Annotated in this window: 23 protein-coding genes and 1 tRNA gene; 13 read left to right on the forward strand and 11 right to left on the reverse strand. The window is 64.8% G+C overall.

Annotated elements, in window-relative coordinates; translation table 11 throughout:
• Positions 1-113: 113 nt before the first annotated feature.
• Genes LB535_RS15755 through LB535_RS15775 form a run of 5 tightly spaced genes read left to right on the forward strand, consistent with a single transcriptional unit; the run spans position 114 to position 5290 of the window.
• On the forward strand, positions 114-1655 hold the full coding sequence (locus LB535_RS15755) for a sugar ABC transporter ATP-binding protein (RefSeq protein WP_224632861.1): 1542 nt from the start codon (positions 114-116) through the stop codon (positions 1653-1655).
• The gene (locus tag LB535_RS15760; RefSeq protein WP_095765870.1) at positions 1652-2629 is read left to right on the forward strand and encodes an ABC transporter permease; all 978 of its coding nucleotides are present in this window, start codon (positions 1652-1654) and stop codon (positions 2627-2629) included. Before LB535_RS15755 ends, LB535_RS15760 begins: the two co-directional genes overlap by 4 nt.
• Complete coding sequence (locus LB535_RS15765) at positions 2626-3627, forward strand: ABC transporter permease (protein ID WP_224632862.1); 1002 nt, start codon at positions 2626-2628, stop codon at positions 3625-3627. Before LB535_RS15760 ends, LB535_RS15765 begins: the two co-directional genes overlap by 4 nt.
• Positions 3627-3941 carry an L-rhamnose mutarotase gene (gene rhaM / locus LB535_RS15770; RefSeq protein ID WP_224627338.1) on the forward strand — a complete coding sequence of 105 codons (315 nt, stop codon included), beginning with the start codon at positions 3627-3629 and terminating at the stop codon, positions 3939-3941. The genes LB535_RS15765 and rhaM overlap by 1 nt, the downstream gene beginning before the upstream one ends.
• A complete protein-coding gene (locus LB535_RS15775; RefSeq protein WP_224632863.1) occupies positions 3938-5290 on the forward strand; it encodes an FGGY-family carbohydrate kinase in 1353 nt (450 codons plus the stop codon). The genes rhaM and LB535_RS15775 overlap by 4 nt, the downstream gene beginning before the upstream one ends.
• Positions 5291-5495: 205 nt before the next feature.
• Here LB535_RS15775 and LB535_RS15780 read toward each other — a convergent pair whose 3' ends face one another.
• Positions 5496-6752 carry a D-amino acid dehydrogenase gene (locus LB535_RS15780; RefSeq protein ID WP_224632864.1) on the reverse strand — a complete coding sequence of 419 codons (1257 nt, stop codon included), beginning with the start codon at positions 6750-6752 and terminating at the stop codon, positions 5496-5498.
• Positions 6753-6855: 103 nt separating this feature from the next.
• Positions 6856-7851, reverse strand: coding sequence for a UDP-glucose 4-epimerase GalE (galE, locus tag LB535_RS15785; RefSeq protein WP_095766183.1), 996 nt, complete (start codon positions 7849-7851; stop codon positions 6856-6858).
• Positions 7852-8129: 278 nt separating this feature from the next.
• Between galE and hemA the strand changes: the two genes are divergently transcribed.
• Complete coding sequence (gene hemA, locus LB535_RS15790; RefSeq protein WP_224632865.1) at positions 8130-9407, forward strand: 5-aminolevulinate synthase; 1278 nt, start codon at positions 8130-8132, stop codon at positions 9405-9407.
• Positions 9408-9418: 11 nt separating this feature from the next.
• On the opposite strand, the gene LB535_RS15795 is transcribed toward hemA, so the two are convergent.
• Both LB535_RS15795 and mscL read right to left on the reverse strand, forming a co-directional pair.
• Positions 9419-10585 carry a pyridoxal phosphate-dependent aminotransferase gene (locus tag LB535_RS15795; RefSeq protein WP_224632866.1) on the reverse strand — a complete coding sequence of 389 codons (1167 nt, stop codon included), beginning with the start codon at positions 10583-10585 and terminating at the stop codon, positions 9419-9421.
• Positions 10586-10696: 111 nt separating this feature from the next.
• On the reverse strand, positions 10697-11119 hold the full coding sequence (gene mscL / locus LB535_RS15800; RefSeq protein ID WP_095766185.1) for a large conductance mechanosensitive channel protein MscL: 423 nt from the start codon (positions 11117-11119) through the stop codon (positions 10697-10699).
• 234 nt (positions 11120-11353) lie between these two features.
• Between mscL and LB535_RS15805 the strand changes: the two genes are divergently transcribed.
• Entirely contained in the window at positions 11354-14839 is a 3486-nt protein-coding gene (locus LB535_RS15805; RefSeq protein WP_224632867.1) for a PAS-domain containing protein, read from the forward strand.
• Between the two features lie 16 nt (positions 14840-14855).
• Here the strand turns inward: LB535_RS15805 and LB535_RS15810 are convergent, their stop codons facing one another.
• The gene (locus LB535_RS15810; RefSeq protein WP_224632896.1) at positions 14856-15491 is read right to left on the reverse strand and encodes a TetR family transcriptional regulator; all 636 of its coding nucleotides are present in this window, start codon (positions 15489-15491) and stop codon (positions 14856-14858) included.
• A gap of 83 nt (positions 15492-15574) precedes the next feature.
• On the opposite strand from LB535_RS15810, the gene LB535_RS15815 reads away from it, so the two are divergent.
• Complete coding sequence (locus LB535_RS15815; RefSeq protein WP_224608728.1) at positions 15575-16231, forward strand: O-methyltransferase; 657 nt, start codon at positions 15575-15577, stop codon at positions 16229-16231.
• 105 nt (positions 16232-16336) lie between these two features.
• Entirely contained in the window at positions 16337-17596 is a 1260-nt protein-coding gene (locus LB535_RS15820) for an MDR family MFS transporter (RefSeq protein ID WP_224632868.1), read from the forward strand.
• 97 nt (positions 17597-17693) lie between these two features.
• Here the strand turns inward: LB535_RS15820 and LB535_RS15825 are convergent, their stop codons facing one another.
• Both LB535_RS15825 and LB535_RS15830 read right to left on the reverse strand, forming a co-directional pair.
• Positions 17694-18353 carry a response regulator transcription factor gene (locus tag LB535_RS15825; protein WP_224632897.1) on the reverse strand — a complete coding sequence of 220 codons (660 nt, stop codon included), beginning with the start codon at positions 18351-18353 and terminating at the stop codon, positions 17694-17696.
• 134 nt (positions 18354-18487) lie between these two features.
• Positions 18488-18919 carry a hypothetical protein gene (locus tag LB535_RS15830; RefSeq protein ID WP_224632869.1) on the reverse strand — a complete coding sequence of 144 codons (432 nt, stop codon included), beginning with the start codon at positions 18917-18919 and terminating at the stop codon, positions 18488-18490.
• Between the two features lie 112 nt (positions 18920-19031).
• Between LB535_RS15830 and LB535_RS15835 the strand changes: the two genes are divergently transcribed.
• Positions 19032-19379, forward strand: coding sequence for a DUF952 domain-containing protein (locus LB535_RS15835; protein WP_224632870.1), 348 nt, complete (start codon positions 19032-19034; stop codon positions 19377-19379).
• Positions 19376-20467 (forward strand): quinone-dependent dihydroorotate dehydrogenase, encoded by a 1092-nt coding sequence (locus LB535_RS15840; protein WP_224632871.1) that lies wholly within the window; start codon positions 19376-19378, stop codon positions 20465-20467. Before LB535_RS15835 ends, LB535_RS15840 begins: the two co-directional genes overlap by 4 nt.
• Here LB535_RS15840 and LB535_RS15845 read toward each other — a convergent pair.
• Positions 20460-21794: an MATE family efflux transporter gene (locus tag LB535_RS15845; protein WP_224632872.1), complete on the reverse strand. Its 1335-nt coding sequence runs from the start codon at positions 21792-21794 to the stop codon at positions 20460-20462. The genes LB535_RS15840 and LB535_RS15845 overlap by 8 nt on opposite strands.
• Before the next feature lie 180 nt (positions 21795-21974).
• Between LB535_RS15845 and LB535_RS15850 the strand changes: the two genes are divergently transcribed.
• The gene (locus tag LB535_RS15850; RefSeq protein ID WP_224632873.1) at positions 21975-22877 is read left to right on the forward strand and encodes a histone deacetylase; all 903 of its coding nucleotides are present in this window, start codon (positions 21975-21977) and stop codon (positions 22875-22877) included.
• 12 nt (positions 22878-22889) lie between these two features.
• Here the strand turns inward: LB535_RS15850 and LB535_RS15855 are convergent, their stop codons facing one another.
• Entirely contained in the window at positions 22890-23159 is a 270-nt protein-coding gene (locus LB535_RS15855; RefSeq protein WP_181166832.1) for a DUF6460 domain-containing protein, read from the reverse strand.
• Between the two features lie 137 nt (positions 23160-23296).
• Between LB535_RS15855 and LB535_RS15860 the strand changes: the two genes are divergently transcribed.
• Positions 23297-23370: transfer RNA gene (locus tag LB535_RS15860), tRNA-Gly, on the forward strand.
• Between the two features lie 249 nt (positions 23371-23619).
• Here LB535_RS15860 and LB535_RS15865 read toward each other — a convergent pair.
• Positions 23620-23952, reverse strand: a complete 333-nt coding sequence (locus LB535_RS15865; RefSeq protein ID WP_224632874.1) for a protamine-2 (modular protein) — start codon at positions 23950-23952, stop codon at positions 23620-23622.
• A 102-nt stretch (positions 23953-24054) separates the two neighbouring features.
• A complete protein-coding gene (locus LB535_RS15870; RefSeq protein ID WP_224523451.1) occupies positions 24055-25044 on the reverse strand; it encodes a LysR family transcriptional regulator in 990 nt (329 codons plus the stop codon).
• Positions 25045-25139: the final 95 nt, after the last annotated feature.

The following is a 25139-nucleotide window of genomic DNA, read 5'->3' on the forward strand; positions in this document are numbered from 1 at the left end:
CAGGAGCCAAGCTCGCAAACCTCCTCTCCCCTCGGGGAGAGGTCGACCGAGCGAAGCGGAGGTCGGGTGAGGGGAAGTCTACACGCAATAGATTGACTGGGCTTGATACGACTATGGACACGACGGCCCATGACGGCACGGTAAAGGAGCGGCTCCCCGCCTCCGCTCCTCGCCTGACGCTCTCAGGCATCTCGAAAACTTTCCCGGGCGTGCGCGCCCTGCACAATGTCAGCCTGTCGCTCTATCCCGGACAGGTGACGGCGCTGATCGGCGAGAACGGCGCCGGCAAGTCGACGCTGGTCAAGATCATGACCGGCATCTACCAGCCCGATTCAGGCGAGATCGGCGTCGACGGCCTGGCCACGACGCTGCCCAGCGCGCATGCCGCCTTCGGCCACGGCATCACCGCCATCCACCAGGAGACAGTGCTGTTCGACGATCTTTCGGTCGCCGAAAACATTTTTCTCGGGCATGCGCCGCGCACCCGCTTCGGCACCATCGATTGGCGCACCATGCGCAAGAACGCCCGCGAGGTGCTGGAGACGATGCGCGCCGGCCACATCGATGCCGACACGCGGCTGAAGGATCTCGGCATCGCCAACAAGCATCTGGTTGCGGTTGCCCGCGCCATGTCGATCGACGCGCGCATCGTAATCATGGACGAACCGACCGCTGCCCTTTCGATGAAGGAGATCGAGGAGCTTTTCCTGCTGATCGAATTCCTGAAGAGCGAAGGCAAGGCGGTGCTCTTCATCAGCCACAAGTTCGACGAGATCTACCGCATCGCCGATCGCTACACCGTCTTCCGCGACGGCGAGATGGTCGGCGAAGGCCTGCTGAAAGATACCGGCCAGAACGAGATCGTGCGCATGATGGTCGGCCGCAATGTCGACCACATCTTTCCGCAGCGCGAGCCGAAGATCGGGGCGCCGGTGCTGTCCGTCTCCGGCCTGTCGCATCCGACCGAATTCGACGACATCGGCTTCGAATTGCGCAAGGGCGAGATCCTCGGCTTCTACGGGCTGGTCGGCGCCGGGCGCAGCGAGGTGATGCAGGCGATCGCCGGCATCACCCGCACCAGCCGGGGCGCGATTTCGCTGGACGGCAAGACGATCGCACCGAAGTCGGCGGCGGATTCGATCGAGGCCGGCATCGTCTACGTGCCGGAAGAGCGCGGCAAGCAAGGCGTGGTGATCGGCCTGCCGATCTTCCAGAATGTTTCTCTCCCTTCACTGGCGCGCACCTCGAAATCCGGCGTGCTGAGGCTGGCGGAAGAGTTCTCGCTCGCGCGCTCCTACACCGAGCGACTCGACCTGCGCGCCTCATCGCTGAGCCAGGATGTCGGCACGCTTTCCGGCGGCAACCAGCAGAAAGTCGTTATCGCCAAATGGCTGGCCACAGCGCCCAAGGTGATCATCCTCGACGAGCCGACCAAGGGCATTGACATCGGCTCCAAGGCCGCCGTGCACGGCTTCATGGCCGAGCTGGTCGCGCAAGGCCTGTCGGTGATCATGGTCTCGTCGGAACTGCCCGAAATCCTCGGCATGTCCGACCGCGTCGTGGTCATGCGCGAAGGCCGCATCGCGGCGACCTACGACAACAAGGGGCTCGACGCCGAGACGCTGGTTCGAACGGCGGCGGGGATCGCGGCATGAAGAGCTTCCTCAAATACCGCGAGATCTGGCTGCTTGCCGGCATCGTCGTGCTGATCGGCCTGATCTCGACGCGCTTCCCCGGCTTCGCCGTCCCCGCCAATCTGCGTCAGGTCTTCAACGACACCTCGATCCTGATGATCCTGGCTCTGGGTCAGATGGTGGTGATCCTGACGCGCTCGATCGACCTGTCGATGGCGTCCAACCTCTGCTTCACCGGCATGGTGGTGGCGATGCTCAACGCCGCGCATCCGGCGATCCCGATCCCGGTGCTGATCGTGATCGCACTTGCCATCGGACTGGCGCTTGGCGCGATCAACGGCTTCCTGGTGTGGCGGCTGAACATCCCGTCGATCGTGGTGACGCTGGGCACGCTGACGATCTATCGAGGCGCCACCTTCGTCGTCTCGGGCGGCGCCTGGGTCAATGCCGACCAGATGAGCTCGGACTTCATCAATTTCCAGCGCGCCGCCTTCCTCGGCCTGCCGGTGCTGTCCTGGATCGCGATCATCGTGATCGCGCTGTTCTTTCTGGTGATGACGCGCACGCAGATCGGCCGCTCGATTCACGCCATCGGCGTCAACCCGACCGCCTCGGTCTATGCCGGCATCGATGTCGGCCGCACCAAATTCATCGTGTTCTGCATTTCCGGCATGATCGGCGGGCTCGCCGGCTATCTGTGGATCTCGCGCTACGTCATCGCCTCAGTCGAGGTCGCCAACGGCTATGAGCTCAACATCATCGCCGCCTGCGTGATCGGCGGCATCTCGATCGCCGGCGGCATCGGCTCGGTCGGCGGCGCGGTGCTGGGTGCGCTGTTCCTTGGCATCATCTCCAACGCGCTGCCGGTCATCAACATCTCGCCTTTCTGGCAGATGGCGATTTCGGGAAGCGCCATCATCCTGGCCGTGGTGCTCAACGCGCGCGGCGAGCGCCGGCAGGGCCGGATCATCCTGAGAAAGGCGGAAGCGGCATGACCGACACCCCTGCCCCGCGCCACATCCCCGACCGGTTGGACAAGCCACTCTCCTCGGCGATCTTCTCCTGGGAGGCGCTGCTCGTCGTCATCGCGGTCCTCATCTTCGCGGTGAACAGTTTTGCTTCGCCCTACTTCCTCGATCCGTGGTCGCTGTCGGACCTGACCTTCAACTTCACCGAAAAGGGCCTGATCGCTTTAGCCATGGCGCTGCTGATCATCTCGGGCGAGATCGACCTGTCGGTCGCAGCGATCGTGGCTTTAGCCTCGACGATGATGGGCATGGCAGTGCAGGCCGGCGCGGGAACACCGGTGCTGGTGGCAATCGGCGTCCTCGTGGGACTCGGCTGCGGCGCCTGCAACGGGCTGCTTGTCACCCGGCTCGGCCTGCCTTCCATCGTAGTCACCATCGGCACGATGAGCCTGTTTCGCGGCATCGCCTTCATCATCCTCGGGGACCAGGCCTACAAAGGCTATCCGGAGAGCTTCGCCTTCTTCGGCCAGGGCTATGTCTGGTGGGTCTTCTCGTTCGAGCTGGCGCTGTTCCTCGTCGCGGCGCTGATCTACTGGTTCCTGCTGCACCGCACGAGCTTCGGCCGCCGCGTCTTCGCCATCGGCAACAACCCGGTCGCCTGCCAGTTCTCCGGCGTGCGCGTCGACCGCATCAAATTCATCCTGTTTTGCCTGACCGGGCTGATGTCGGGCATAGCCTCGGTGTTGATCACCTCGCGGCTTGGCTCGACGCGGCCGTCGATCGCGCAGGGCTATGAGCTTGAGGCGATCACCATGGTGGTGCTCGGCGGCGTCTCGATCCTCGGCGGCGCCGGCAGCATACTTGGCGTCGTGCTCGCCGCCTTCATCATGGGGCTGGTGACGTTTGGCCTCGGACTGCTCAACGTGCCCGGCATTGTCATGTCGATCTTCATCGGCCTGCTGCTGATCATCGTCATTGCGCTGCCGATCGTCTGGCGGCGGCTGCGCGAGGGGCGCTTCACCTGATGGAGAAATACGCCTTCAAGATGAAGCTCAATCCCGGCATGAAGGCCGAGTACAAGCGCCGGCATGACGAGATCTGGCCCGAGCTGGTCGCGCTGCTGAGAGAGGCCGGCGTCTCCGACTATTCGATCTATCTCGACGAGGAGACCAACATCCTGTTCGGGGTGCTGTGGCGCCGCGATGACCACGGCATGGCCGATCTTCCGAAGCACCCGGTGATGCAGCGCTGGTGGGCGTATATGGCCGACGTCATGGAGACCAAACCCGACAACGAGCCGGTGGCGGCGCCGCTGGAAACCGTGTTCCATATGGCATGATCGTCGCCGTCATCGATATCGGCAAGACCAACGCCAAGGTGGCGCTGGTCGATCTCGTGACGCTGAGCGAGATTGGGTTGCGCCGCTTCGCCAACGCGCCGGTGCGGCAGGCGCCCTATCCGCATCACGATGTCGAGGCGCTGTGGGCGTTCATCCTAAACAGCCTCGCCGATCTCAACCGCGAACGGCGGATCGATGCGATCTCGATCACCACGCATGGCGCGACCGGCGCGCTGGTCGACGGCTCAGGCGAACTGGTGCTGCCTGTGCTCGACTATGAATTCGACGGCCCCGACCAGCTTGCGGCCGATTACGACGCCGTGCGTCCGCCCTTCGGCGAAACCGGCACGCCGCGGTTGCCGATCGGCCTCAATCTCGGCGCGCAGTTCTTCTGGCAGCAGAAACGTTTCCCGGCGGACTTCGCTATGGCCGCCGCGATGCTGATGTATCCGCAATATTGGGCGCTGCGGCTGACCGGCGTCGCCGCCAATGAGGTGAGCTCGCTCGGCTGTCACACCGATCTCTGGAATCCCTGGACGTCCGATTACTCGTCGCTGGTCGACAGGATGGGCTGGCGCCGGCTGATGGCGCCGGTGCGACCGGCAAAGGATCGGCTTGGCCCGATCCTGCCGGAGCTGGCGCGGCGGACCGGCCTCGATCCGCAGACGCCCGTGTTTTGCGGACTGCACGATTCCAACGCCTCGCTGCTGCCGCACCTTTTGTCCGAGGCACCGCCCTTCTCCGTCGTCTCGACCGGCACATGGGTGGTGTCGATGGCGGTGGGCGGCAGGAAGGTGGAGCTCGACCCGGCGCGCGACACGCTGGTCAATGTCAACGCGCTCGGCGATCCGGTGCCGTCCGGGCGCTTCATGGGCGGACGCGAGTTCTCGCTGCTGACCGAGGGCCAAAGCCAGGAGTGGAGCGAAGACGATGTTGCCGCCGTTCTGGCGCGGCAGGTGCTGCTCCTGCCTGCCACTCAGCGGGGTTCGGGACCGTTTCCGCATCGCGGCGCGCAGTGGGTCAATGCCGAGAACCTAAGCGCCGGCCAGCGCTTCGCCACCATCTCGTTCTATCTGGCGCTGACAACCGCGACCTGCCTGGAATTGATCGGCGGCGACGGAGCGACGACTGTCGAGGGACCCTTCGCCCGGAACCTGCTTTTCATCAGAATGCTGGCGGCAGCTACCGAGCGACCGGTCATTGCGTCAGAGACCTCGACCGGGACCAGCATCGGCGCGGCCTTGTTAGCCTCAGATCGCGTCATCGCGATGAGCAAGGGTGAGCGCACAGAACCACCGACCGATCAGTCCTGGGGCGGATATGCTCGGGCTTGGCGCCGCTCTACTTGACAGGTTGGCGCCGCCCCTCATTGCCCGCCGGGCATTTCTCCCCGTATAGTGACGGGGAGAAAGAGGCCGTCACCGGCGATTTCGCCAATTTTCAACGCCGCGGAAATGCGTGTCGGCATGGCCACAACTCTCTTCTCCCCGTTCAACGGGGAGAAGGTGCCGGCAGGCGGATGAGGGGCAGCGCCGACCTCGGCAATTAAAGCCTTCAGCGCGCCGTCCCGTACAGCAATCCGTTGGGATCGATCTGCGGCTTCCTGCCGGCGACGACATCCGACAGGAACTGCCCCGAGCCGCAGGCCATGGTCCAGCCGACATGGCCGTGGCCGGTGTCGAGATAGAGATTGCTGTATTTCGCCTGGCCGATCACCGGCACCGAATTCGGCATCATCGGCCGCAGGCCGGCCCACAGCACGGCTTTCTTCTCGTCGAACGCACCCGGGAAAAGATCCTTGCCGGTTTCCAGGATGGTCCTGAAATCGCTAGGCTTGAAGCTGCGGTCGAAGCCGGTGAATTCGGCCGTCGAGGACATGCGCAGGCGATTGCCGAGCCTGGAATAGCCGATCAGCCGGTCCTCGTCGGCGCCGCCCATGGTCGGCCCCTTGCTCTCGTCCTCCAAGGGAATCGTCGCTGTATAGCCCTTCACCGGATAGACCGGCAGGTCGATACCATAGCGGCGGCCGAGCAGGCCGCTTTCCGGCCCCATGGAGATGACGACGGCATCGCCGGTGACCGGTCCTGCCGAGGTCATCACCGCGCGCACCCGATCTCCCTCGATGTCGAGGCCCTCGACCGTCGTGCCGAACAGGAATTTCACGCCGAGCCTCTCGGCTGCATAGGCGGCGAGCCGGTCGGTGAACTGCTTGGAATCCCCGGTCTGGTCGATCGGCGAATAGATGCCGCCGGCGATCTTTTCCTTCACGCCGGCAAGACCAGGCTCCAGCTCGACCAGACGCTCGCGGCCGACGATCTCGATCGGCAGGCCGTGCTCGCCCAGATAGCGGTAATTGTCGGTGCCGGTGTCCAGGCTCTTTTGCGAGCGAAAGAAGTAGAGAATGCCCTTCTTGCGCTCGTCGTAATGGATGCCGGTTTCCTCCGACAGTTGATTGATGCACTCGCGAGAATGGAGCGCGAGCCTCAACTTGACGTTGGTGTTGGCGCGCAGCCGGGTCACCGTGCATTCGCGCAGGAAGCGCAGGCTCCAGGCATAGAAATAGGGATCGAGGCGCAGCCTGACCTTGATGCCGAGGTCATGGTTCCAGAGCGCGCGCAGGAAGGTCTTCAGCGCCGCGGGCGAAGCCCAGGCGGTGGCGTCGCCCGGCGACACCAGGCCGGCATTGGACTGGCTGGTGCCCCGCGCCGCCGCTTCATGGCGCTCGATCACCGTCACCTCGTGACCGTCCCTTGCCAGATAATAGGCGGCCGCCGTGCCAACCACGCCGGCGCCGAGAACCAAGACCTTCATGCCGTTCCCTCAAGCATCATCGCAGCGGCGGGCCCGCGCGCCGCCGCTGCATGAGGCTCAATACCGCGTCCAAACGCGCCGGACGAGCCCTTGGCCCAACAGATCAGTTTCGAACGGAGTTCTTGGTCGTCAGGATCCGTTCCCAGGCCAGCGCGTCGTTGACGATCAGGTCGAGATCGTCGCGCTGCGGCGTCCAGCCGAATTCCTTGCGGGCAAGCTCGGAATTGGCGACCACGGCTGCGGCGTCGCCCGGCCGGCGGTCCCCCATGCGCACGTCGAAGTCATGGCCGAAGGCGCGGCGCACGCTGTCGATCACCTCCAGCACCGAATAGCCGTGGCTGTAGCCGCAATTGGCGACGAGACTCCCGCCGCCATCGCGCAGCCGCTGCAGCGCCAGCCGGTGCGCGGCGGCGAGATCGCTGACATGGATGTAGTCGCGCATGCAGGTGCCGTCCGGCGTCGCATAATCGGTGCCGAAGACCTGCATGAAGGGCCGCTTGCCGAGCGCGGTCTCGCAGGCGACCTTGATCAGATGCGTGGCGCCGGGCGTCGATTGTCCCGTGCGGCCCTTTGGATCGGCGCCGGCGACGTTGAAATAACGCAGCGCCGTGTAGCGGATGTCATGCGCCAGCGCCGCATCGCGCAGCATCCATTCGCTCATCAGCTTGGAAAGGCCGTAAGGCGATTCCGGCGCAAGGCGAGCATCCTCGCGCACCGGCTCCAGCCCGGCGCCGCCATAGACGGCGGCGGTGGAGGAGAAGATGAAATGCGGCACGCCCTCGCGCACCGCCGTTTCGATCAGCGTGCGGGTCTTGCAGGTGTTGTTTTCGTAATAGCCAAGCGGGTCGGCGACCGATTCCGGCACCACGATCGAGCCGGCGAAGTGGATGATGGCGTCGACCTTGTTGTCGCGGATGATCCGGCCGACCAGATCACGATCGGCGACATCGCCGACGGTGAGCCTTGCTTCCGGGGCGACCGCCCATTCGAAACCGGTGGAAAGCCGGTCGAGCACCACGACGCTCTCGCCGGCGTCCAGCAGTTCCCAGACCATGTGGCTGCCGATATAACCGGCACCGCCTGTCACCAAAACCGTCATCATCTACCTCGCTGATCAAGATTTGTCGGAAACTGTCTCAACAGCCACCGCGCTGGAAAACCCGCCGCAAGCCCACTAGCCTCCCTATGTGTTAAGTCCGTAACAGTTCGTCGCGCCCGAGGCATCGTACTGAAACCAAGTTGCTTCAAACAGCAGGGAATAGGCCACGATCCGGCATCGTTAGGAACAGGGCACGGGCGTGGCATTTTGACCGGTTGGGCGCGGTGGACGCGGCATGGGGCAGTGATTATGATCCGGCCCAAAATTGGGAAGTCGACATGAACTATCAGCGGTTCTTCGAGGATGCGATCGACCAGCTCCACGCCGAGCGTCGCTATCGCGTTTTCGCCGACCTGGAGCGCATCGTGGGCAAGTTCCCGCGCGCCATCTGGCGTTCCAACGGCCGCGCCCAGGAAATCACCGTATGGTGTTCCAACGACTATCTCGGCATGGGCCAGAACGAGGACGTGATTGCCGCCTTCCAGAACGCGGCCGCCAAGATGGGCTCGGGCGCCGGCGGCACCCGCAACATTTCCGGCACCTCCAACCCGCTGGTCGAGCTCGAGCAGGAGCTCGCCGATCTGCATGACAAGGAGGCAGCGCTGGTCTTCACCTCCGGCTTCGTCTCCAACGAGGCCTCGATCTCGACCATCGCCAGGCTTCTGCCCAACTGCCTGATCATCTCGGACGAGCTCAACCATGCCTCGATGATCGAAGGCGTGCGGCGCTCTGGCGCGGAGAAGAAGATCTTCCGCCACAATGACGTGGCGCATCTGGAAAGCCTGCTTCAGGCCGCGGGGCGCGAGCGCGCCAAGCTGATCGTCTTCGAAAGCGTCTATTCGATGGACGGCGACATCGCGCCGATCAGAGAGATCGTCGAGCTCGCCGAGCGCTACAACGCCATGACCTATATCGACGAGGTCCATGCCGTAGGCATGTACGGGCCGCGCGGCGGCGGCATCACCGAACGCGAAGGCCTGGCCGACCGCATCGACATCATCGAGGGCACCTTGGCCAAGGCCTTCGGCACGCTTGGCGGCTACATCGCCGGCACCAGCGCCGTCATCGATGCGGTGCGCTCCTATGCGCCGGGCTTCATCTTCACCACCGCGCTGCCGCCGGCGATCGCGGCCGCCGCCACCACCTCGATCCGGCATCTCAAGCGCTCGCAGACCGAGCGCGACGCGCAGCAGCGCCAGGCGGCGCGCACCAAGCAGGTGCTTGCCGCGGCCGGGCTGCCGGTGATGGAATCGGCCACGCATATCGTGCCGGTGCTGGTCGGCGATCCCGAGCTTTGCAAGATGGCCAGCGACCGGCTGCTTGGCGTGCACGGCATATACATCCAACCGATCAATTATCCGACGGTGCCGCGCGGCACCGAGCGGCTGCGCATCACGCCGACGCCATTCCATTCGGACGCGCTGATCGCCGAATTGCAGGACGCGCTGGTCGAGACCTGGGATGCGCTGGGCATTCCCTATGCCGGCTCCGGCCGTCCCGCCGTCGCCAAGAGCGACCGGATCATTCCGCTGCTGGTGCCGAAGTCAGGCGGCTGAAGCCGCCTTTCTCACACCGTCTTCATCCACCTCGCCAGGCGATGCGCCGCTTCCTCGAGCTGATCGAGGCGGCGGTGGAAGCATAGTCTGAGGAAGGCTTCGCCGCCGGGGCCGAAGGCGGTGCCAGGCGCCAGGCCGACATTGGCGTTGTCGACGATGTCGAAGGCGGCGGTTCGGGAATCGGTGATGCCGTCGACCCTGAAGAACAGATAGAACGCGCCCTGCGGCACGGTGAAACGCGCCTTGCCGGTCGCGCCGAGTATGTCGCAGACGAGATCGCGAGCGACGCGTGCACGCTCCACTTGTTCGGTGATGAAGCCGTCGCCCTCGTCGAGGGCAGCGACCGCGCCGCGCTGCATGAACTGGGCGACGCCCGACGTCGAGTACTGGATCAGGTTCTCGAACACCTGCTGCAAGGCTGGATGGGTCTTGATCCAGCCGACACGCCAACCGGTCATCGCCCAGTTCTTGGAGAAACTGTTGACGAACAGGATACGGTCGTCGGCCGTGGCGATGTCGAGGAAGGACGGCGCGCGGCCATGGCCGTAGTGGAACAGCGAATAGATCTCGTCGGCGATGATCCACAGGCCCTTTTGGCGGGCGAGATCGAGGATTGCCTGCAGCGTCTGCCTGTCGGCGGTCCAGCCGGTCGGGTTGGATGGCGTGTTGATGAACAACAGCTTCGTGCGCGGCGTGATCGCGGAGGCGATCTTTTCGACATCGCAGGACCAGCCATTGTCGGACTGGTCGAGGGTGACCGGCACCGGAACGGCGCCCGCCACGCCGGCGGCCGCGGCGAAATTCGGCCAAGCCGGCGAGAGGTAGATCACCTCGTCGCCGCTGCCGGCGATCGCGTCGATGGCCAGTTGGATGGCGTGCATGCCGGATCCGGTGACGATGAACTCCTCCTCGGCGAAGGCCTTGCCGAAGTGCCTGGCGTAGTAGCGGGCGAGCGCCTGCCTGAGCGCGGGAATGCCCTTCTGCCAAGTGTAGAACGTCTCGCCATCGGCCAGCCCTTTGGCGGCGGCATCGCTGATGAAGGAAGGCGTCGGCAGATCGCCCTCACCGGCCCAGAGCGGGATCAGCCCTTCGCGCAGGCGGCCGTGATTGACAACAGCGACAATGCCGCTTTCGGGCGCCGCACGGGCTTCGGCGCGCAAGGTCTCGATCAGGGTCATGCAAGAATCCGTCCGGTTTTTCGCGACTGCTAGCCTCTTTTACGACAGCCGCAAACAGAAAACCCCGGCCGCAAGCGGCCGGGGTTTTGGTCCAGGGCGCTCTTTGAGGAGTTACCTTTTCGCCAGCAGGTCGCGGATCTCAGTCAGAAGCTGCACGTCGGCGGGCGGCGGTGCCGCGGCAGCAGCCGGCTTCTCGCGCTCCAGCCGCCTGCGCAGATTGTTCACCGCCTTAACCATCAGAAAGATGATGAAGGCAAGAATCAGGAAGTTCAGCACGACCGTGATAAAGCTGCCATAGGCGAAGACGGCACCTTCTTTCTTGGCATCGGCCAGCGTGGCCGAATGGACGTTCGATGACAACCCGAAGAAGTAGTTGTTGAAGTCCAGCCCGCCGAAAATCGCGCCGATGATCGGCATGATGATGTCGTTGACGAGCGAGTCGACGATCTTGCCGAAGGCGGCGCCGATGATGACGCCGACGGCTAAGTCCATCACATTGCCCTTGGAAATGAATTCCTGGAATTCTTTCAGCATTCGGCCCTCCTTGCCATGACCGGCCGTGCAGCCGCCCCGGCTCTCCGGCACCGATCCGAAGCCACAATAACAAAAACCCCCGGTTGAAAAACCGGAAAAAAGGGCGAAGACACCGGTTTGTGCTTACCTGCCTCGCCAGCCGCATATGCGCCAAAAGCCGCGATGGACTTGGGCTCCAAGCTGTGGTTGCGTCTTAACGACCGGATGAGGAACCGGCAGGAGGAAGTGCGGGCCGTGCAAGGCTGGTTCGTCGTCATCATCGCGATCGCCTATGTGACGCTGCTTTTCGCCATCGCCAGCGTCGGCGACCGGCGCTCGGTGGCAGCCGGGCTCGGCCGGGCGCGGCCTTTCATCTACGCGCTCAGCCTCGCCATCTACTGCACTTCCTGGACTTTCTTCGGCTCGGTCGGCCTTTCCTCCGAGCGCGGCCTCGAATTCCTCGGCATCTATACCGGTCCAGTGCTGGTCTTCGTATTCGGCTTCCCGCTGCTCAACCGCATGATCCGGCTGGCAAAAAGCGAGAAGATCACCTCGATCGCGGACTTCCTCGGAGCCCGCTACGGCAAGAGCTTCACCGTCGCGGCGATCGCGACGCTGATCGCGACCATCGGCGCGGTGCCCTACATTGCGCTGCAGCTCAAGGCGATCTCGGGTTCCGTCAGCCTGATGGTCGAGCACTATACGGGCTCGCCCCCCTCTTTCGATCCGTTCGTCAGCGATATCTCGCTGGTGGTGGCGATGCTTTTGGCGCTGTTCGCGGTGCTGTTCGGCACCCGCCATGCCGATGCCACGGAACATCAGGACGGACTGGTTCTGGCGGTGGCGGTCGAGACCGTGGTCAAGCTCGCCGCCTTTCTCGCCATCGGCCTGATGGTGATGTTCCTGATCTTCGGCGGGCCCGGCGACATGTTCGCCAGGCTTGCCGGAAACAGCCAGGTTCGCCAGGCGATGAGCTACAGCACCTCGCTCGCCACCTGGCTGGTGCTGACCGGCCTGAGCGGCTTTGCCGTGCTGATGCTGCCGCGGCAGTTCTACGTCACCATCGTCGAGAACCGCAGCGAGGCGGAACTGCGCACGGCGACCTGGGTGTTCCCACTCTACCTCGTGGCGATCAACCTCTTCGTGCTGCCGATCGCCTTTGCCGGCCTGTCGCTGGTCGGCGGCAAGACCAGCAGCGACCTCTATGTCTTGTCGCTGCCGCTGTTCAGCGGCCATGACGTGCTGGCCATGGCCGCCTTCGTCGGCGGACTGTCGGCGGCGACCGCGATGGTGATCGTCGAGAGCGTCGCGCTATCGATCATGATCTCCAACGATCTCGTCATCCCGCTGTTCGTGCGCCGCGTGCTAAAGACGAGTTCTTCGGAGAACGAGGACTGGTCGACGCTGATCCTCAATGTGCGCCGCGCCTCGATATTCATCATGCTGTTCATCGCCTTCCTCTATTATCGCGAGAGCACCAATAGCGCGCGGCTATCCTCGATCGGCCTGATGTCGTTTGCCGCGATTGCCCAATTCGCGCCGGCGCTTGTCGGCGGGCTGATCTGGCGCCGCGCCAACGGCCGGGGCGCAGCCCTTGGCATGGTCGCCGGCATCGCCGTCTGGGGTTATACGCTGCTCCTCCCCTCGCTCGTCGGCCCGGCTTCCGACATAGTCGTCCACGGTCTGTTCGGCTTCGAGGCGCTGAGGCCGCAGGCGCTGTTCGGCACCGTCGGCGAGCCGCTGAACCACGGCGTGCTGTGGAGCCTCTCGGTCAATGCGCTGTTTTTCGTCCTCGGCTCCCTCTCCCGAGCGTCCGTGCCGCTGGAGCGCATCCAGGCGGCGATCTTCGTGCCGCGCGAGGCAGGCCCGATGCCCAGCCTGCGCCGCTTCCGCACCGCCGTCACCGTCAACGACCTGAAGGATACGATTTCACGCTATCTCGGCGTCGAGCGCACGGAGCGCTCGTTCCAATCCTTCGAGAGGGACGCGAAAGTCTCCCTGCACGGCACCGAACAAGCCAGCATGGATGTCATCCGCTTCTCTGAGCAATTGCTGGCGAGCGCCGTCGGCTCGTCCTCGGCGCGGCTGATCCTGTCGCTGCTCTTCCGCCGCAACGATCGCGACTCCAAGGATGCCTTCAAGCTGCTCGACGACGCCACCGAGGCGCTGCAGCACAATCGCGACCTTTTGCAGATCGCGCTCGACCAGATGGAGCAAGGCATCACCGTCTTCGATCGCGATTTCCGGCTGATCTGCTGGAACCGGCAATACCGATTGCTGTTCGACCTGCCGGACGAGATGGGCCAGGTCGGCGTCTCGCTCGACCGGATCCTCCATCATCTCGCCGAGCGCGGCGATATTCCCGCCGACCAGCGCGTGACGATGCTCAACCGGCTGACCAGTTTCGCTGGCCCGTGGCAGATGGAGCTGAAGACCAGCGGCCGCATCCTGGAGCTGCGCTCCAACCCGATGCCCGACGGCGGCATCGTCGCCACCTATGCCGACATCTCCGGCCGCGTCGAGCAGGACCTGGCGCTGAAGCGGGCCAATGAATCGCTGGAGCAACGGGTCAAGACCCGCACCGTCGAGCTCACCCGCGTCAACGAGGAACTGGCGCAGGCGCAGATGCTGGCCGAGGAGGCAAACCTCGGCAAGACGCGCTTCCTCGCCGCCGCCGGCCATGACATCCTGCAGCCGCTCAACGCCGCCCGCCTCTATTGCTCGTCGCTGATCGAGAAGGCAGGCAAGGGACCGGCCGGCAAAGCGGCCGTCAACATCGAATCCTCGCTGGAATCGGTCGAGACCATCCTTGGCGCGGTGCTCGACATCTCGCGGCTCGATGCCGGCGCGATGAAGCCGGACAATACCGCTTTCAACCTGGGCGGACTGCTCGGTCAGATCGGCAACGATTTTCGCCCGCTTGCCGCCGAAAAGAAGCTCGATCTGAAGATCATCCCATCCTCGCTCGGCGTCATGACCGACCGGAACCTGTTGCGCCGGCTAATCCAGAATCTCGTTTCCAACGCCATCAAATACACGCGCCAGGGGCGCATTCTGGTTGGGGTGCGGCGACGCGGCGAGCTGGCCGAGATCCAGGTGATCGACACCGGCATCGGCATTGCCGGCGACAAGCTCAGCACCGTCTTCCACGAGTTCACGCGCCTCGACGAGGGCGCGCGCGAGGCCGAAGGCCTTGGCCTGGGGCTCTCCATCGTCGACCGCATCGCCAGGGTGCTGAGGCTCGAAATCCGCATCTACTCCAACCCCGGCAAGGGCACGCGCTTTTCCGTGATTCTGCCGGTCGCGGCGGTCGCCGCGCCGCCGCGCGAGGCCGGCAAGGCGCCGGCCCGCTCCGCCTCGACGCTTGCCGGGCTCAATGTGCTGTGCATCGACAATGACGCGCGCATCCTCGACGGCATGCGGCTGCTGCTCGAAGGCTGGGGATGCCGTGTCGAGACGGCTTCGGGATCAGGCGATCTCCTGAAGCCCGGCACGCCGAAGCCGGACCTCGTGCTGGCAGACTATCATCTCGACGGTGGCACCGGGCTCGATGCGGTCACCACGCTGCGCGCCGCCTACGGGCAGGACCTGCCCTGCGTGCTGGTCACCGCCGACCGCTCCAGCGAGGTGCGCGCGGCTGCCGGCCGGCTCGACGTTCCGGTGATCAACAAGCCGCTGAAGCCGGCCGTGCTGCGCTCGATGATGGCGCGCGTCAGGCCGCTGGCGCCGGCCGCCGAATAGAGACAAAGCACTGCTATCAGCCGCGATGCCCGAGGCTTCGGAGATAGGCGCAGAACATGTCGGCCAGCGCATCAGAATAGGCTTCGATCTCATCGGCCGTTCGCTCCTTTTCCGAGAAATCCGCCCCCACGGCGCTCAGCGTCTTGATGATCAGTTCGCCGGCCAGGGCGCGGCCGCTGTCCGGCGCGTCAGGAAGCGTCTCGCGCATGAAGGTCTCGACGGTCCGGCTCGCCGCCGCCCTCGCCTCCTCAGCTTCCGGCGCATCCCGATAGAGCGGCGCGGCGTCGTTCAGCGCGCCGCGCACCGCCGCCTCCTCGCATTCGGAGCGGATGAAGGCGTGGATCAGCGTTCTTGTCCGCTCGAGCGGTGATAGCCCGGTATTTTCGAGAATGCCGCACAAAAGCTCTGTCGTCTGGCGCCATTCGTCACTCTGCAACCTGAACAGCAGGGCCGCCTTGTTCGGGAAATACTGGTAGAGCGAACCGACGCTGACGCCCGCCCTTTCGGCAACGCGCGTGGTGGTGAAACGCTGCGCGCCTTCAGCAGCCAAAACCTGAGCAGCCGCCTCTAAAATCGCCGCGACCAGCTCCGTGGCGCGCGCCTGTTTGGGCTGTTTTCGGGTGGAAATTGAAGGGCTTGAGCGTTGGATCATAGTCGCGCGCCGAAATGCGAATTGGAAACCTGAAGGATTATTCGTATTTTTGAAGCAACACAAGAACCCTGCCGGAGACAGCCATGACCACCTTGACCGCAACCCCTTTGGCACCGCTGCTCGCCCGCCTGTTCAAGGAAGCCGACGCGGCGACCAGCCCGGCGATCGCCCAGTACTCGCGCGACGAACGGACGCGCCTGCTCCACAGCAAGACCGAGTATCGCCAGTTCTACGGCAGCCTGAAGGACCTGTGGCTTGCGGTCTCGCCGGAGACCGGCACGCTGCTCTACATGCTGGCGCGCAGCACCGGCGCGCGCATCATCGTCGAATTCGGCACATCGTTCGGCATCTCGACGCTCTATCTTGCCGCGGCGCTGCGCGACAATGGCGGCGGCCGGCTGATCACGACGGAATTCGAGCCGTCGAAGGTAACGCGGGCCAAGGCCAATCTGACCGAAGGCGGCCTCATCGACCTGGTGGAGATCCGCGAGGGCGACGCGCTGGAAACGCTCAGCACCGACCTGCCTGACCGGATAGACCTCCTGCTGCTCGACGGCGCCAAGGCGCTCTATCCGGAGATACTGAGCCTGGTCGAGAGCCGGCTCAGGCCCGGCGCGCTTGTCATCGCCGACAATGCCGACTTCTCGCCCGACTATCTGGAACGGGTGCGCGCGCCGGCCGGCGGCTATATGTCGACGCCATTCGGCGACGACGTGGAGCTGTCGATGCGGCTCAGCTAAGGCCTGCTCGAAACTACCTCATGCTGCTTTTGAGGCAGCCGTAGGCGTTTACGTCAACCAACGCGCAATTCCGGCCTTCGGGCCTTAGACGCGTAGGTGACATCCATGACCTTCCTCCCATCGTCGTGGCGCGGGCTGCCGCGCCCGGCTCTGCTCGGCCTGTTCCTGTTCTTCTGCGCCGGTTTCGCCGACGGCGCGCTGGTGCCCTTCTTTCCGCTCTGGGCGAGCGGCGAGGCGAACATTCCGATCGGCGCGATCGGGCTTTTGTTTGCCTGCTATGCCGGCGGCGAATTGATCGCCGCGCCGCTGATCGGCGGCATCGCCGACCGGGTCGGCCGGCGGCCGGTGCTGATCCTGTCGTCGCTCGGCGTCGGCTGCGGCTTCGTCGCGCTGTTCTTCGCCCATGGCGTCGCCGCCACCGCGGCCGTGCTGCTTTTGACCGGCATATGCGAGTCGGTGCTCCACCCGACCATCCTCACAGCTATCGCCGATGTGACGGAACCGTCGGCGCATCCGCGCTGGTTCGGCATGGCGCGCGTCAGCTCGAGCGCCGGACAGATCCTCGGCCCGGCCTGCGGCGCGCTGCTGGCGCTCGTTTCGCTTGGCAGCGTGTTCCTGGCCGGCGGCGGTATGCTGCTCTTCGGCGGCATCGTCATGCTTGCCGCATTCGCCGAGACGCGCGGCCATGCCGCAGCCGACCATGGGCAAACGGAGGAAGAGGAAGGCCTGTCGGCGCTGCTGCCGGCCTTCCGCGACGGCCGCCTGGCAAAGCTGCTCGCCTGGGTCGTGCTGTTCGAGATTTCCGGCAACTGGATCGAAGCGGTCATCCCGCTCTATGCGCAGGATGCCGGCACGCTCACCCCGTCCGGTGTCGGCGCGCTGTTTGCCTATGCGGCCGCCCTGACGGTCGGTTTGCAGATGCTGGTCAGCCGCTTTGCCGAGACGCGATCGGCGCTTTGGCTGGCAGCCGGCGCCGGCATCTCGACCATCGCCGCCTTTGCCCTGCTGGCGACCTCGCCGACGATACTTTCGCTGGTCGCCGCAGTCAGCTTCTGCTCGGTGGGACAGATGCTGGTCGGGCCGCTCGTGCCGACCGCCGTCAACGCGCTCGCACCATCGCCGCGACGCGCTTCCTATATGGCCGCCTCGTCTGTGGCGGTCGACCTCAAGGACTCGCTCGGACCGTCGATCGGCACGGCGCTCTATGCGCTCGCGCCGCGCCTGCCCTGGATCGCCGGCATTCCACTGGTGGCGATCGCTTCGCTGGGCCTCGGCGCCGCGATCGGGCGAGCGCGGAATCCTTCAGGCCCGACCGAGGATGATGCCGCGTCGCAGTTGTGCTCGGCCGTCGAAAACTATCGCTGACGGGCGCAGCCATCGACCCGACGCGAAGCGACCGCATGATCGATCCGCGCTGGTCGGGTTCAGTTAGGGTGAAAAGCTTCGCCTGAGGTGCCTGCGATCAGCCGACCGGCTGCAGCGGGTCGCCGCCGATCTTCGACAGCTGGATGACCGCCTGGGTGCGGCTGTCGACGCCGAGCTTCTGCAGGATAGCCGAGACATGCGCCTTGATGGTGGCCTCGGAGACGCCGAGCTCATAGGCGATCTGCTTGTTGAGCAGGCCCTCCGCCAGCATGCCGAGCACCCGCGTCTGCTGCGGCGTCAGCGCCTGGAGCCGCTTGATCAGGTCGGAGATTTCCGGGTCGCGCTCGACGCCGAGCTCAATGCCGGCCGGCGCGGAAATGTCGCCGGCAAGCACCGCCTGCACGGCGCCGCGTATCTCATCCATGCTGGCCGATTTGGAAATAAAGCCGGAAGCGCCGAGATCGAGCGCGCGGCGGATGGTGACGGGATCGTCATGCGCCGATACCACCACCAGCGGCACCGCGGGATGGATACCGCGCAGCGAGATCAGGCCGGAGAGGCCGCTGGCGCCCGGCATCGACAGGTCGAGCAGCACCATATCGATATCTTCATTGGCAAGCACCAGCGCCTTGGCGCTCTCGAAATCGCCGGCTTCATGGATGGCGGCAACGTCGCCGATGCCGGCAAGCGCCTCCTTCAGCGCGCCGCGAAAAAGCGGATGGTCGTCGGCAATGACGAAAGTGTGGCCCGACGGCAAATATTCCTCCCCCGATCCCATCATCATTGTGTGCTTCTTGCGGGGACCGGAATGATTATGCGGCGGCGTGGCGCGTTTTCAAGCGGCAAAGGCCGCGCGCGGGGTTTTCCCCAGGGCGGCTCGGCCGCGCCGGCTCAGGTCTTCTGCTGGTTCAGCTTGCCGTCGCCATCTTCCTTGTCCAGGTCCTTGACGATGTCCTTGAAGGTCCGGAAGAAGCGCTCCATGTAACCCATCGTCTTGTTGAAATCCTCTTCGCTGGGCAGTTGCGATTCCAGCCGGGCGGAGAGCGAATTCTCGAGCTTGGCGACGCGCGCGTCGAGCGCCTTGACCGAATTGTCCAGCCGGTCGATCTCGTCCTGGTAGGCGGCCCGCTCGTCGGCGGCCATCTTGCAGACGAGCTGGCCGGCGCGCTCTTCGCAGATCGACATGGCGCCGGTCCTTGTGTCCATGCGGACATAGCCGTTGGCCGACTTCTCCAAACGGTAATGGTCGGTTTCCTCGGAATAAGCGGATGCGGCAACCAGCGAGCAAAGCGCCGCGGGGATCACGATGTGCTGCAGACGCATGTTGTTCCTCCATGAGCCAGTGAAGGCGGGCTATCACAGGTTTGCGCCGGAAATGGGGAAGAGTCGAGCTTCGAGCCTTCCCCGCACCTTCGGTTCGGATTATAGCGCGACAATGTCTCAGATTATCTACAAGATCGCGCCCGAGGCGCTTTGGCGCGAAGCCGAAAAGAACGGGCGCTTTGCCGGGGCGCCGGTCGACGTCGCCGACGGCTTCATCCATTTCTCCACCGCCGGCCAGGTTCGCGAGACGGCGGCCAGGCATTTCGCCGGCCAGACGGACCTGCTGCTGATCGCGATCGACGCGGCGAAGCTGGGTGATGCGCTGAAATACGAGGTCTCGCGCGGCGGCGCCCTGTTCCCGCATCTCTACGCCGAGCTCGACCTTGATGCCGTTCTCTGGATAAAGCCGCTGCCGCTCGGCGCCGGCGGCCACGAATTCCCGACGCTGGAGGGCGAATGAGCGTGCTCGACCGGATCGGCCAGAAGCTGCTTTTCTCCTTCGATCCGGAAACCGCGCATGGCCTGTCGATCGCGGCGCTGCGCTGCGGGCTGCCAGTCGGCGCGACGGCGCCGCGGCGCCCGACGCATGACGCGCGGCTCAAGATCAGCCTTTGCGGCCTCGACTTTCCAAACCCGCTCGGCATGGCCGCCGGCTACGACAAGAACGCCGAAGTGCCGGACGTGCTGCTTGGGCTTGGCTTCGGCTTCGCCGAGGTCGGCACCATCACGCCGCTGCCGCAACCCGGCAATCCGAAGCCGCGCATCTTCCGGCTGACGGCGGACGAAGCAGTGATCAACCGTCTCGGCTTCAACAATGAGGGCCATGCGGCCGCCGAAAAGCGCCTTGCCGCGCGCAAGGGGCGGCCAGGCGTCGTCGGCGTCAATATCGGCGCCAACAAGGACAGCGCCGACCGCATCGCCGATTATGAGCGCGGCGTCGCCCGCTTCGCGCCCTATGCGAGCTATCTGACGGTCAACATCTCCTCGCCCAACACGCCGGGCCTGCGCAATATGCAGGCGCGCGAGCAGCTCGGCGAGCTGTTGTCACGTGTGATGAAAGCACGTGCTGCGGCCCCCGCGCAGCCGCCGGTCTTCCTCAAGATCGCGCCGGATCTCGTCGAGGCGGAGCTGGAAGACATCGCCGCCGAGATCGCCGAGAAGAAGATCGACGGCGTCATCGTCTCCAACACGACGCTTGCAAGGACGGGATTGCGGAGCGGCGGCGTGGCGAATGAAACCGGCGGTCTTTCAGGGAAACCATTGTTCGAGCGTTCGACCGCGGTTCTCGCCCGTATGCGCAAGCTGCTCGGCCCAAGCATTGCCATCATCGGCGTGGGCGGCGTGGATTCCACCGAAACGGCGCTGGAGAAAATCCGCGCCGGCGCGGATCTCGTCCAGCTTTACACCGGCATGATCTATGCCGGGCCGGCGCTGCCCGGGCGCATCGTCGCCGGCATGGCGCGGTTCATGGAACGCGAGCGGCTTGGGTCGATCAGGGACCTGCGCGACTCGGCTTGCGAGCGCTGGGCTTCAAAACCGATCAGCTGAAAGCTGTCTTCACCCTGAGCCTGAGCACCGTCAGCAGGCTCAAGCCGCGCACCAGCAGGAAAACATGCAGCGATGCCCACAGGCCGCTGTTGCCGAGTGCCGGCGCTAGGGTGATGAGCGCGGCGCTGAAGGCGAGGAACGACAACAGCATCATGTTGCGCATGTCGCGCGACCAGGTGGCGCCGATGAAGACGCCGTCCATCTGGAAGGCCAGCACGCCGCTCAGCGCCGTGAAGGCGGCCCAGGGAAGATAGGTGTCGGCGACCGCGCGAACATCCATCGAGGTCGTCACGAGCGCCACCAGACTGGCGCCGGCGGTCAGCAGGATGAGCGTGGCGATACCGGCGAGGCCAAAGCCCCAGATCAGCGTCAGCCGGACTGCCTGCCGGAACGGGGCGGGCGCATGCGCGCCGATGGCGCGGCCGGCAAGCTGCTCGGCGGCGGTGGCGAAGCCGTCGAGGAAATAGCCGGCGATGAGGAAGAAATTCATCAGCACGGCATTGGCGGCGAGCGTCACCGTGCCGAACTGCGCGCCCTGCCTGGTGAACAGCGCGAAGGCGGCAAGCAGCGAGAAGGAGCGGATCATGATGTCGCGGTTGAGCGACAGCATGCGCCGGTAGGCCGGCAAATCGAGGATACGCCGGCGCGACGGCCGCTCCAGCTTGCGGAAACGGTTGAGCACGATGGCAAGGCCAAGCAGCATGGCCAGGAACTCGCCGGTGACGGTCGCCCAGGCGACGCCGGCAACGCCCCAGCCGAGCTCGAGGCCGAGCAGGAAGCAGAGCAAGATGTTGATGCCGTTGAGCACCGCCTGCAGCGTCAGCCCGAGCCCGCCCTCGCCTCGCCCCAGCACGTAACCCAGTATGGCGTAGTTGATCAGCGAGAAGGGCGCGGCGAGCAGTCTGATGCGGATGTAGACCGACATCGCTTCGCTAACGCGCGGTTCGGCGCCCATGAACCATTGGCCGGCGACGGCAAAGAACGGCGCAAGGGCGGCAAGTATGACGCCGGCGACGACCGCGATCAGCACGGCGCGCCACAGCACCGCCTGCTCCTCCAGCGCATCGCCGCGCCCGAAAGCCTGGGCGACGAGGCCGGTGGTGCCCGAACGCAGGAAGTTGAAGGTGGTGAAGACGACGTCGAACACCAGCGATCCCGCCGCCAGGCCGCCGAGCAGGGCCGCATCGCTGAATTGGCCGACCACCGCCGTGTCGACAATGCCGAGCAGCGGCGTCGTCAGATAGGCAAGCGTCATCGGCACGGCGATCGCCAGCACCGAGCGGTTGGTGACGGCGAAGGATCTGGCGCTGGCTTGGGTTGCGTCCATTGCTGCCTGTCCGATTGCGGCTTGATCAAGGACCCGATGTGCCTCAGTTTGCCGGCGTCACGCAATCACCATCAGCCGGACTGCCAACCGAATTTTCTGCTGGTCTTACGCAATTGCGGACGGAAAGCCGTTTCACACTTTTCCTGGAATTGCTCCAGGCTGGCGCAGGCCTCCCGACCCATGCCGCTGCAGATCGTCCATCATCCCGACTATGATGCCGGCTTCGCCGTCAACCACCGCTTTCCGATGAGCAAATATCCGCTTTTGATGGAGGATTTGCGCTTACGCGGTCTAGCCGTGCTGGGCGCGCTTTCGATGCCGGAGCCGGCACCGGCCGCACGGCTGAAGCTTGCGCATGCGGCCGACTATGTCGACCAGGTGATCGCCTGCCAGGTGCCGGCGAAAATAGAGCGCGAGATCGGCTTTCCGATCGGCCCGCGCGTGTCATTGAGGGGGCAGCTCGCTACCGCGGGTACGGTGCTGGCCGCCAGGCTGGCGCTGAAACACGGCATTGCCTGCAACACGGCGGGCGGCAGCCATCATGCCAGGCGCGCGCAAGGCGCCGGCTTCTGCACCTTCAACGATGTCGCCGTCGCCGCGCTGGCGCTGCTGGCGGAAGGCGCCGTCGAAAACGTGTTGGTCGTCGACCTCGACGTGCATCAGGGCGACGGCACGGCCGACATTCTCAAAGACGAACCGCGCGCCTTCACCTTTTCCATGCATGGCGAACGCAACTACCCGGTGCGCAAGATCGCTTCCAACCTCGACGTCGCCTTGCCGGACGGGACAGGCGACGACGCCTATCTCAGGCGGCTCGCCGCCATCCTGCCGGACCTATCCCGGCAAAGGCATTGGGACATCGTCTTCTACAATGCGGGCGTGGACGTCCATGCCGAGGACAGGCTCGGCCGGCTGGCGCTCACCGACAATGGCCTCAGAGCCCGCGAAGACATGGTCATCGGCCATTTCCGCAAGCAGGGCGTGCCGCTCTGCGGCGTCATCGGCGGCGGCTACTCGACCGACGTGCCGGCGCTGGCCGCGCGCCACGCCATCCTGTTCGAGGTGGCGTCGCGATATGCGTGATGCCACGCCAAGCTATTTCCGGTAGCTGGCGATCCTGAGCAGGATGAACACCGGCACGACGATCGCCGCGCCGAGCAGGATATAGCCGAGGAAACGGTCGATGGCATGGAAGCCGAGATTCCACAAATCGACGAAGAACTGGCGGATGCCATAGAAGACGTCCATCGGCGACCAGCCGAAGGCATGCATGACGAGGCCGACGAGGAAGGAGACCACGAGCAGCTTCAGGAACACCCTGAGCGGCGTGTCGCCAAGAAAGCGCGTCAGTGCGGACAAGGCCATTCTCCGGTTCGAGCCGCCCGATTCGGCGGGACGACATCAGAGATACGCATTCCGCGGAAAGGCATCAAGCAATGGAGCCGCGGTTCCGCTTTGCCGATTGCTTGACGCCCTGCCATCATGATAACGAGGTGGCCGACGCGGGTATGATGTAATGGTAGCTTGTCAGCTTCCCAAGCTGAACGCGCGGGTTCGATTCCCGCTACCCGCTCCAGCTTGCACCGCAGGGATTTGAGTGAGGCCTCACCAAGGGGCCAAATTGCGCGTCCGATTCAGGTCGGCTGCCGGCGATCGCGGGGCGGAATTGCATCGGGTCGACCCTCAGGCCGGGCAGTTTGCGCGAGGGTGAATTCGGCTGTTTGTAAAGCGAGCGTTGGGGTCTTGCACACCCATGCAAGACCCCAGTCAGCGATTCACCCGGCAGCCCGGATACATGGTCGCTATCGACCTAGATGATCATGCTCTAGAGCCGGAAGCCGATCCAGACGCGGCGGCGCCAGCAGCGGACATGACGCCGGCCATGGCGCCAGTAGCGCCGGCAGACCCTTCTCCAAACGTGGCGCCGGCGGCGGTAGTACCGATCACGGTAATACCGACGACGGTAGTACTGGGCTGGCTGCAGCAGATCGGCCTGGTCATCCTCCTCGTAGATGGCCGGATCCGGCTTATCCAATTCATCCAGAATTCCGTTGCCGGCGGGAATACCGGCAACGGCCTTGCTGGGTCCGGCCAGGCTTGCAAGCGCTGCCGCCCCCGCAACGCCAAGCATTCCGGTGAGAAACAACCGACGTTCCATAAAAACCTCCCGAGCTGTTGGGCACGGCAGCCCTTCCTCACCCGCAACGGGCTCCAGGGAGCGACCGATCGGTTTGAACGTGCAAGTAGCATTCTCGTTCCATTAGCCCACCTCGCGCAAAATGAAGTCGTGCAGCATCTTGGCGGCGGGCGAGAGCGCGCGGTTCCTGACCGTGATCAGGCTGTAAGGCCGGACCTCGATGTCGAACTCGGTCTGCACGACATCGATGGCGCCGGCCAGCCCATCGCCGCCCTGGATGAACTTGGCGACCTGGATCGAGACCGGCGCGATGGCGTCGGACTGCGCCACCATCACCAAGGTGAGCAGCAGCGAAGAGGTGTTGAGGATGCGGTCGGGCAGCGGAATGTCGCGATTCAAAAAGTTGCTTTCCATCGCCTGGCGCAATGGCGAGCCCCCGGACTGGAACACCCAGTCATAGGCCGCGGTATCTTCCAGCCGCACCATCTTGCCGCTCGCCAGCGGGTGGCCGCGGCGCACGATGAGGCAGGCCTTCTCGACGCCGATGACGCGCGATTCGAAGAGCCGCGGATTGAGATCGTCCGGGATGCGGGCGATGATGAAGTCGTGGCGCGAGGCGATCAGCTCGCGGGCCAGCACGTTCGAGGTCTCGACCTGCATTGTGATCTCGATGCGCGGATAGATGCGGCGGATCTCACGGATCGCCGGCACGGCCAGCTCGATCGCCGGCGCCGTGACCGCGCCGAGGAATACGGAGCCGCCCTTGCCGGCCTTGAGCTCGGAAATCTCACGATCGGCCTCCCGCATCTCCAGCAGGATGGAGCGGGCGCGCCGGGCGAGCGCCTGGCCGTAGGGGGTCAGCGTCACGCCGCGCGGCAGCCGCTCGCACAACTTCACGTCGAGCACCGCTTCCATCTCTGCGATCATGCGCGAGGCGGCCGGCTGGGAGATGTTCATGACCTGGGCGGCGGCGCTCACCCGCCCGTGATCGTCCAAGGCGGCAATCATGCGCATGTGGCGGAGACTGAGGCCGCTGCGCAGCAGCGTCTCGCCATCTCCCGGCAATTTCTCGTAACCACCTGAAATCGCATCGGGATCGCGCAACGCCGCCATGGTTTTCGGTCTCCTGTGCGAGTTTCTATCGATCGCTTAAGCCATACCAGTATCGATATAGCAACCAGCAAAGATCGCATTTGACAGTTATGTCA

This window comes from Mesorhizobium sp. CA10 (assembly GCF_020165285.1).
GTDB lineage: Bacteria > Pseudomonadota > Alphaproteobacteria > Rhizobiales > Rhizobiaceae > Mesorhizobium.

Bases quoted from the DNA above. Each gene is read 5' to 3' on its own strand.
- LB535_RS15835 (WP_224632870.1), top strand. From the start codon at position 19,032: ATGTCTCAGATTATCTACAAGATCGCGCCCGAGGCGCTTTGGCGCGAA.
- LB535_RS15775 (WP_224632863.1), top strand. From the start codon at position 3,938: ATGATCGTCGCCGTCATCGATATCGGCAAGACCAACGCCAAGGTGGCG.
- LB535_RS15795 (WP_224632866.1), bottom strand. From the start codon at position 10,585: ATGACCCTGATCGAGACCTTGCGCGCCGAAGCCCGTGCGGCGCCCGAA.
- LB535_RS15765 (WP_224632862.1), top strand. From the start codon at position 2,626: ATGACCGACACCCCTGCCCCGCGCCACATCCCCGACCGGTTGGACAAG.
- LB535_RS15755 (WP_224632861.1), top strand. From the start codon at position 114: ATGGACACGACGGCCCATGACGGCACGGTAAAGGAGCGGCTCCCCGCC.
- LB535_RS15870 (WP_224523451.1), bottom strand. From the start codon at position 25,044: ATGGCGGCGTTGCGCGATCCCGATGCGATTTCAGGTGGTTACGAGAAA.
- LB535_RS15810 (WP_224632896.1), bottom strand. From the start codon at position 15,491: ATGATCCAACGCTCAAGCCCTTCAATTTCCACCCGAAAACAGCCCAAA.
- LB535_RS15855 (WP_181166832.1), bottom strand. From the start codon at position 23,159: ATGGCCTTGTCCGCACTGACGCGCTTTCTTGGCGACACGCCGCTCAGG.
- LB535_RS15780 (WP_224632864.1), bottom strand. From the start codon at position 6,752: ATGAAGGTCTTGGTTCTCGGCGCCGGCGTGGTTGGCACGGCGGCCGCC.
- rhaM (WP_224627338.1), top strand. From the start codon at position 3,627: ATGGAGAAATACGCCTTCAAGATGAAGCTCAATCCCGGCATGAAGGCC.
- LB535_RS15865 (WP_224632874.1), bottom strand. From the start codon at position 23,952: ATGGAACGTCGGTTGTTTCTCACCGGAATGCTTGGCGTTGCGGGGGCG.
- LB535_RS15850 (WP_224632873.1), top strand. From the start codon at position 21,975: ATGCCGCTGCAGATCGTCCATCATCCCGACTATGATGCCGGCTTCGCC.
- LB535_RS15830 (WP_224632869.1), bottom strand. From the start codon at position 18,919: ATGCGTCTGCAGCACATCGTGATCCCCGCGGCGCTTTGCTCGCTGGTT.
- LB535_RS15815 (WP_224608728.1), top strand. From the start codon at position 15,575: ATGACCACCTTGACCGCAACCCCTTTGGCACCGCTGCTCGCCCGCCTG.
- LB535_RS15820 (WP_224632868.1), top strand. From the start codon at position 16,337: ATGACCTTCCTCCCATCGTCGTGGCGCGGGCTGCCGCGCCCGGCTCTG.
- galE (WP_095766183.1), bottom strand. From the start codon at position 7,851: ATGACGGTTTTGGTGACAGGCGGTGCCGGTTATATCGGCAGCCACATG.
- LB535_RS15845 (WP_224632872.1), bottom strand. From the start codon at position 21,794: ATGGACGCAACCCAAGCCAGCGCCAGATCCTTCGCCGTCACCAACCGC.
- hemA (WP_224632865.1), top strand. From the start codon at position 8,130: ATGAACTATCAGCGGTTCTTCGAGGATGCGATCGACCAGCTCCACGCC.
- mscL (WP_095766185.1), bottom strand. From the start codon at position 11,119: ATGCTGAAAGAATTCCAGGAATTCATTTCCAAGGGCAATGTGATGGAC.
- LB535_RS15760 (WP_095765870.1), top strand. From the start codon at position 1,652: ATGAAGAGCTTCCTCAAATACCGCGAGATCTGGCTGCTTGCCGGCATC.
- LB535_RS15840 (WP_224632871.1), top strand. From the start codon at position 19,376: ATGAGCGTGCTCGACCGGATCGGCCAGAAGCTGCTTTTCTCCTTCGAT.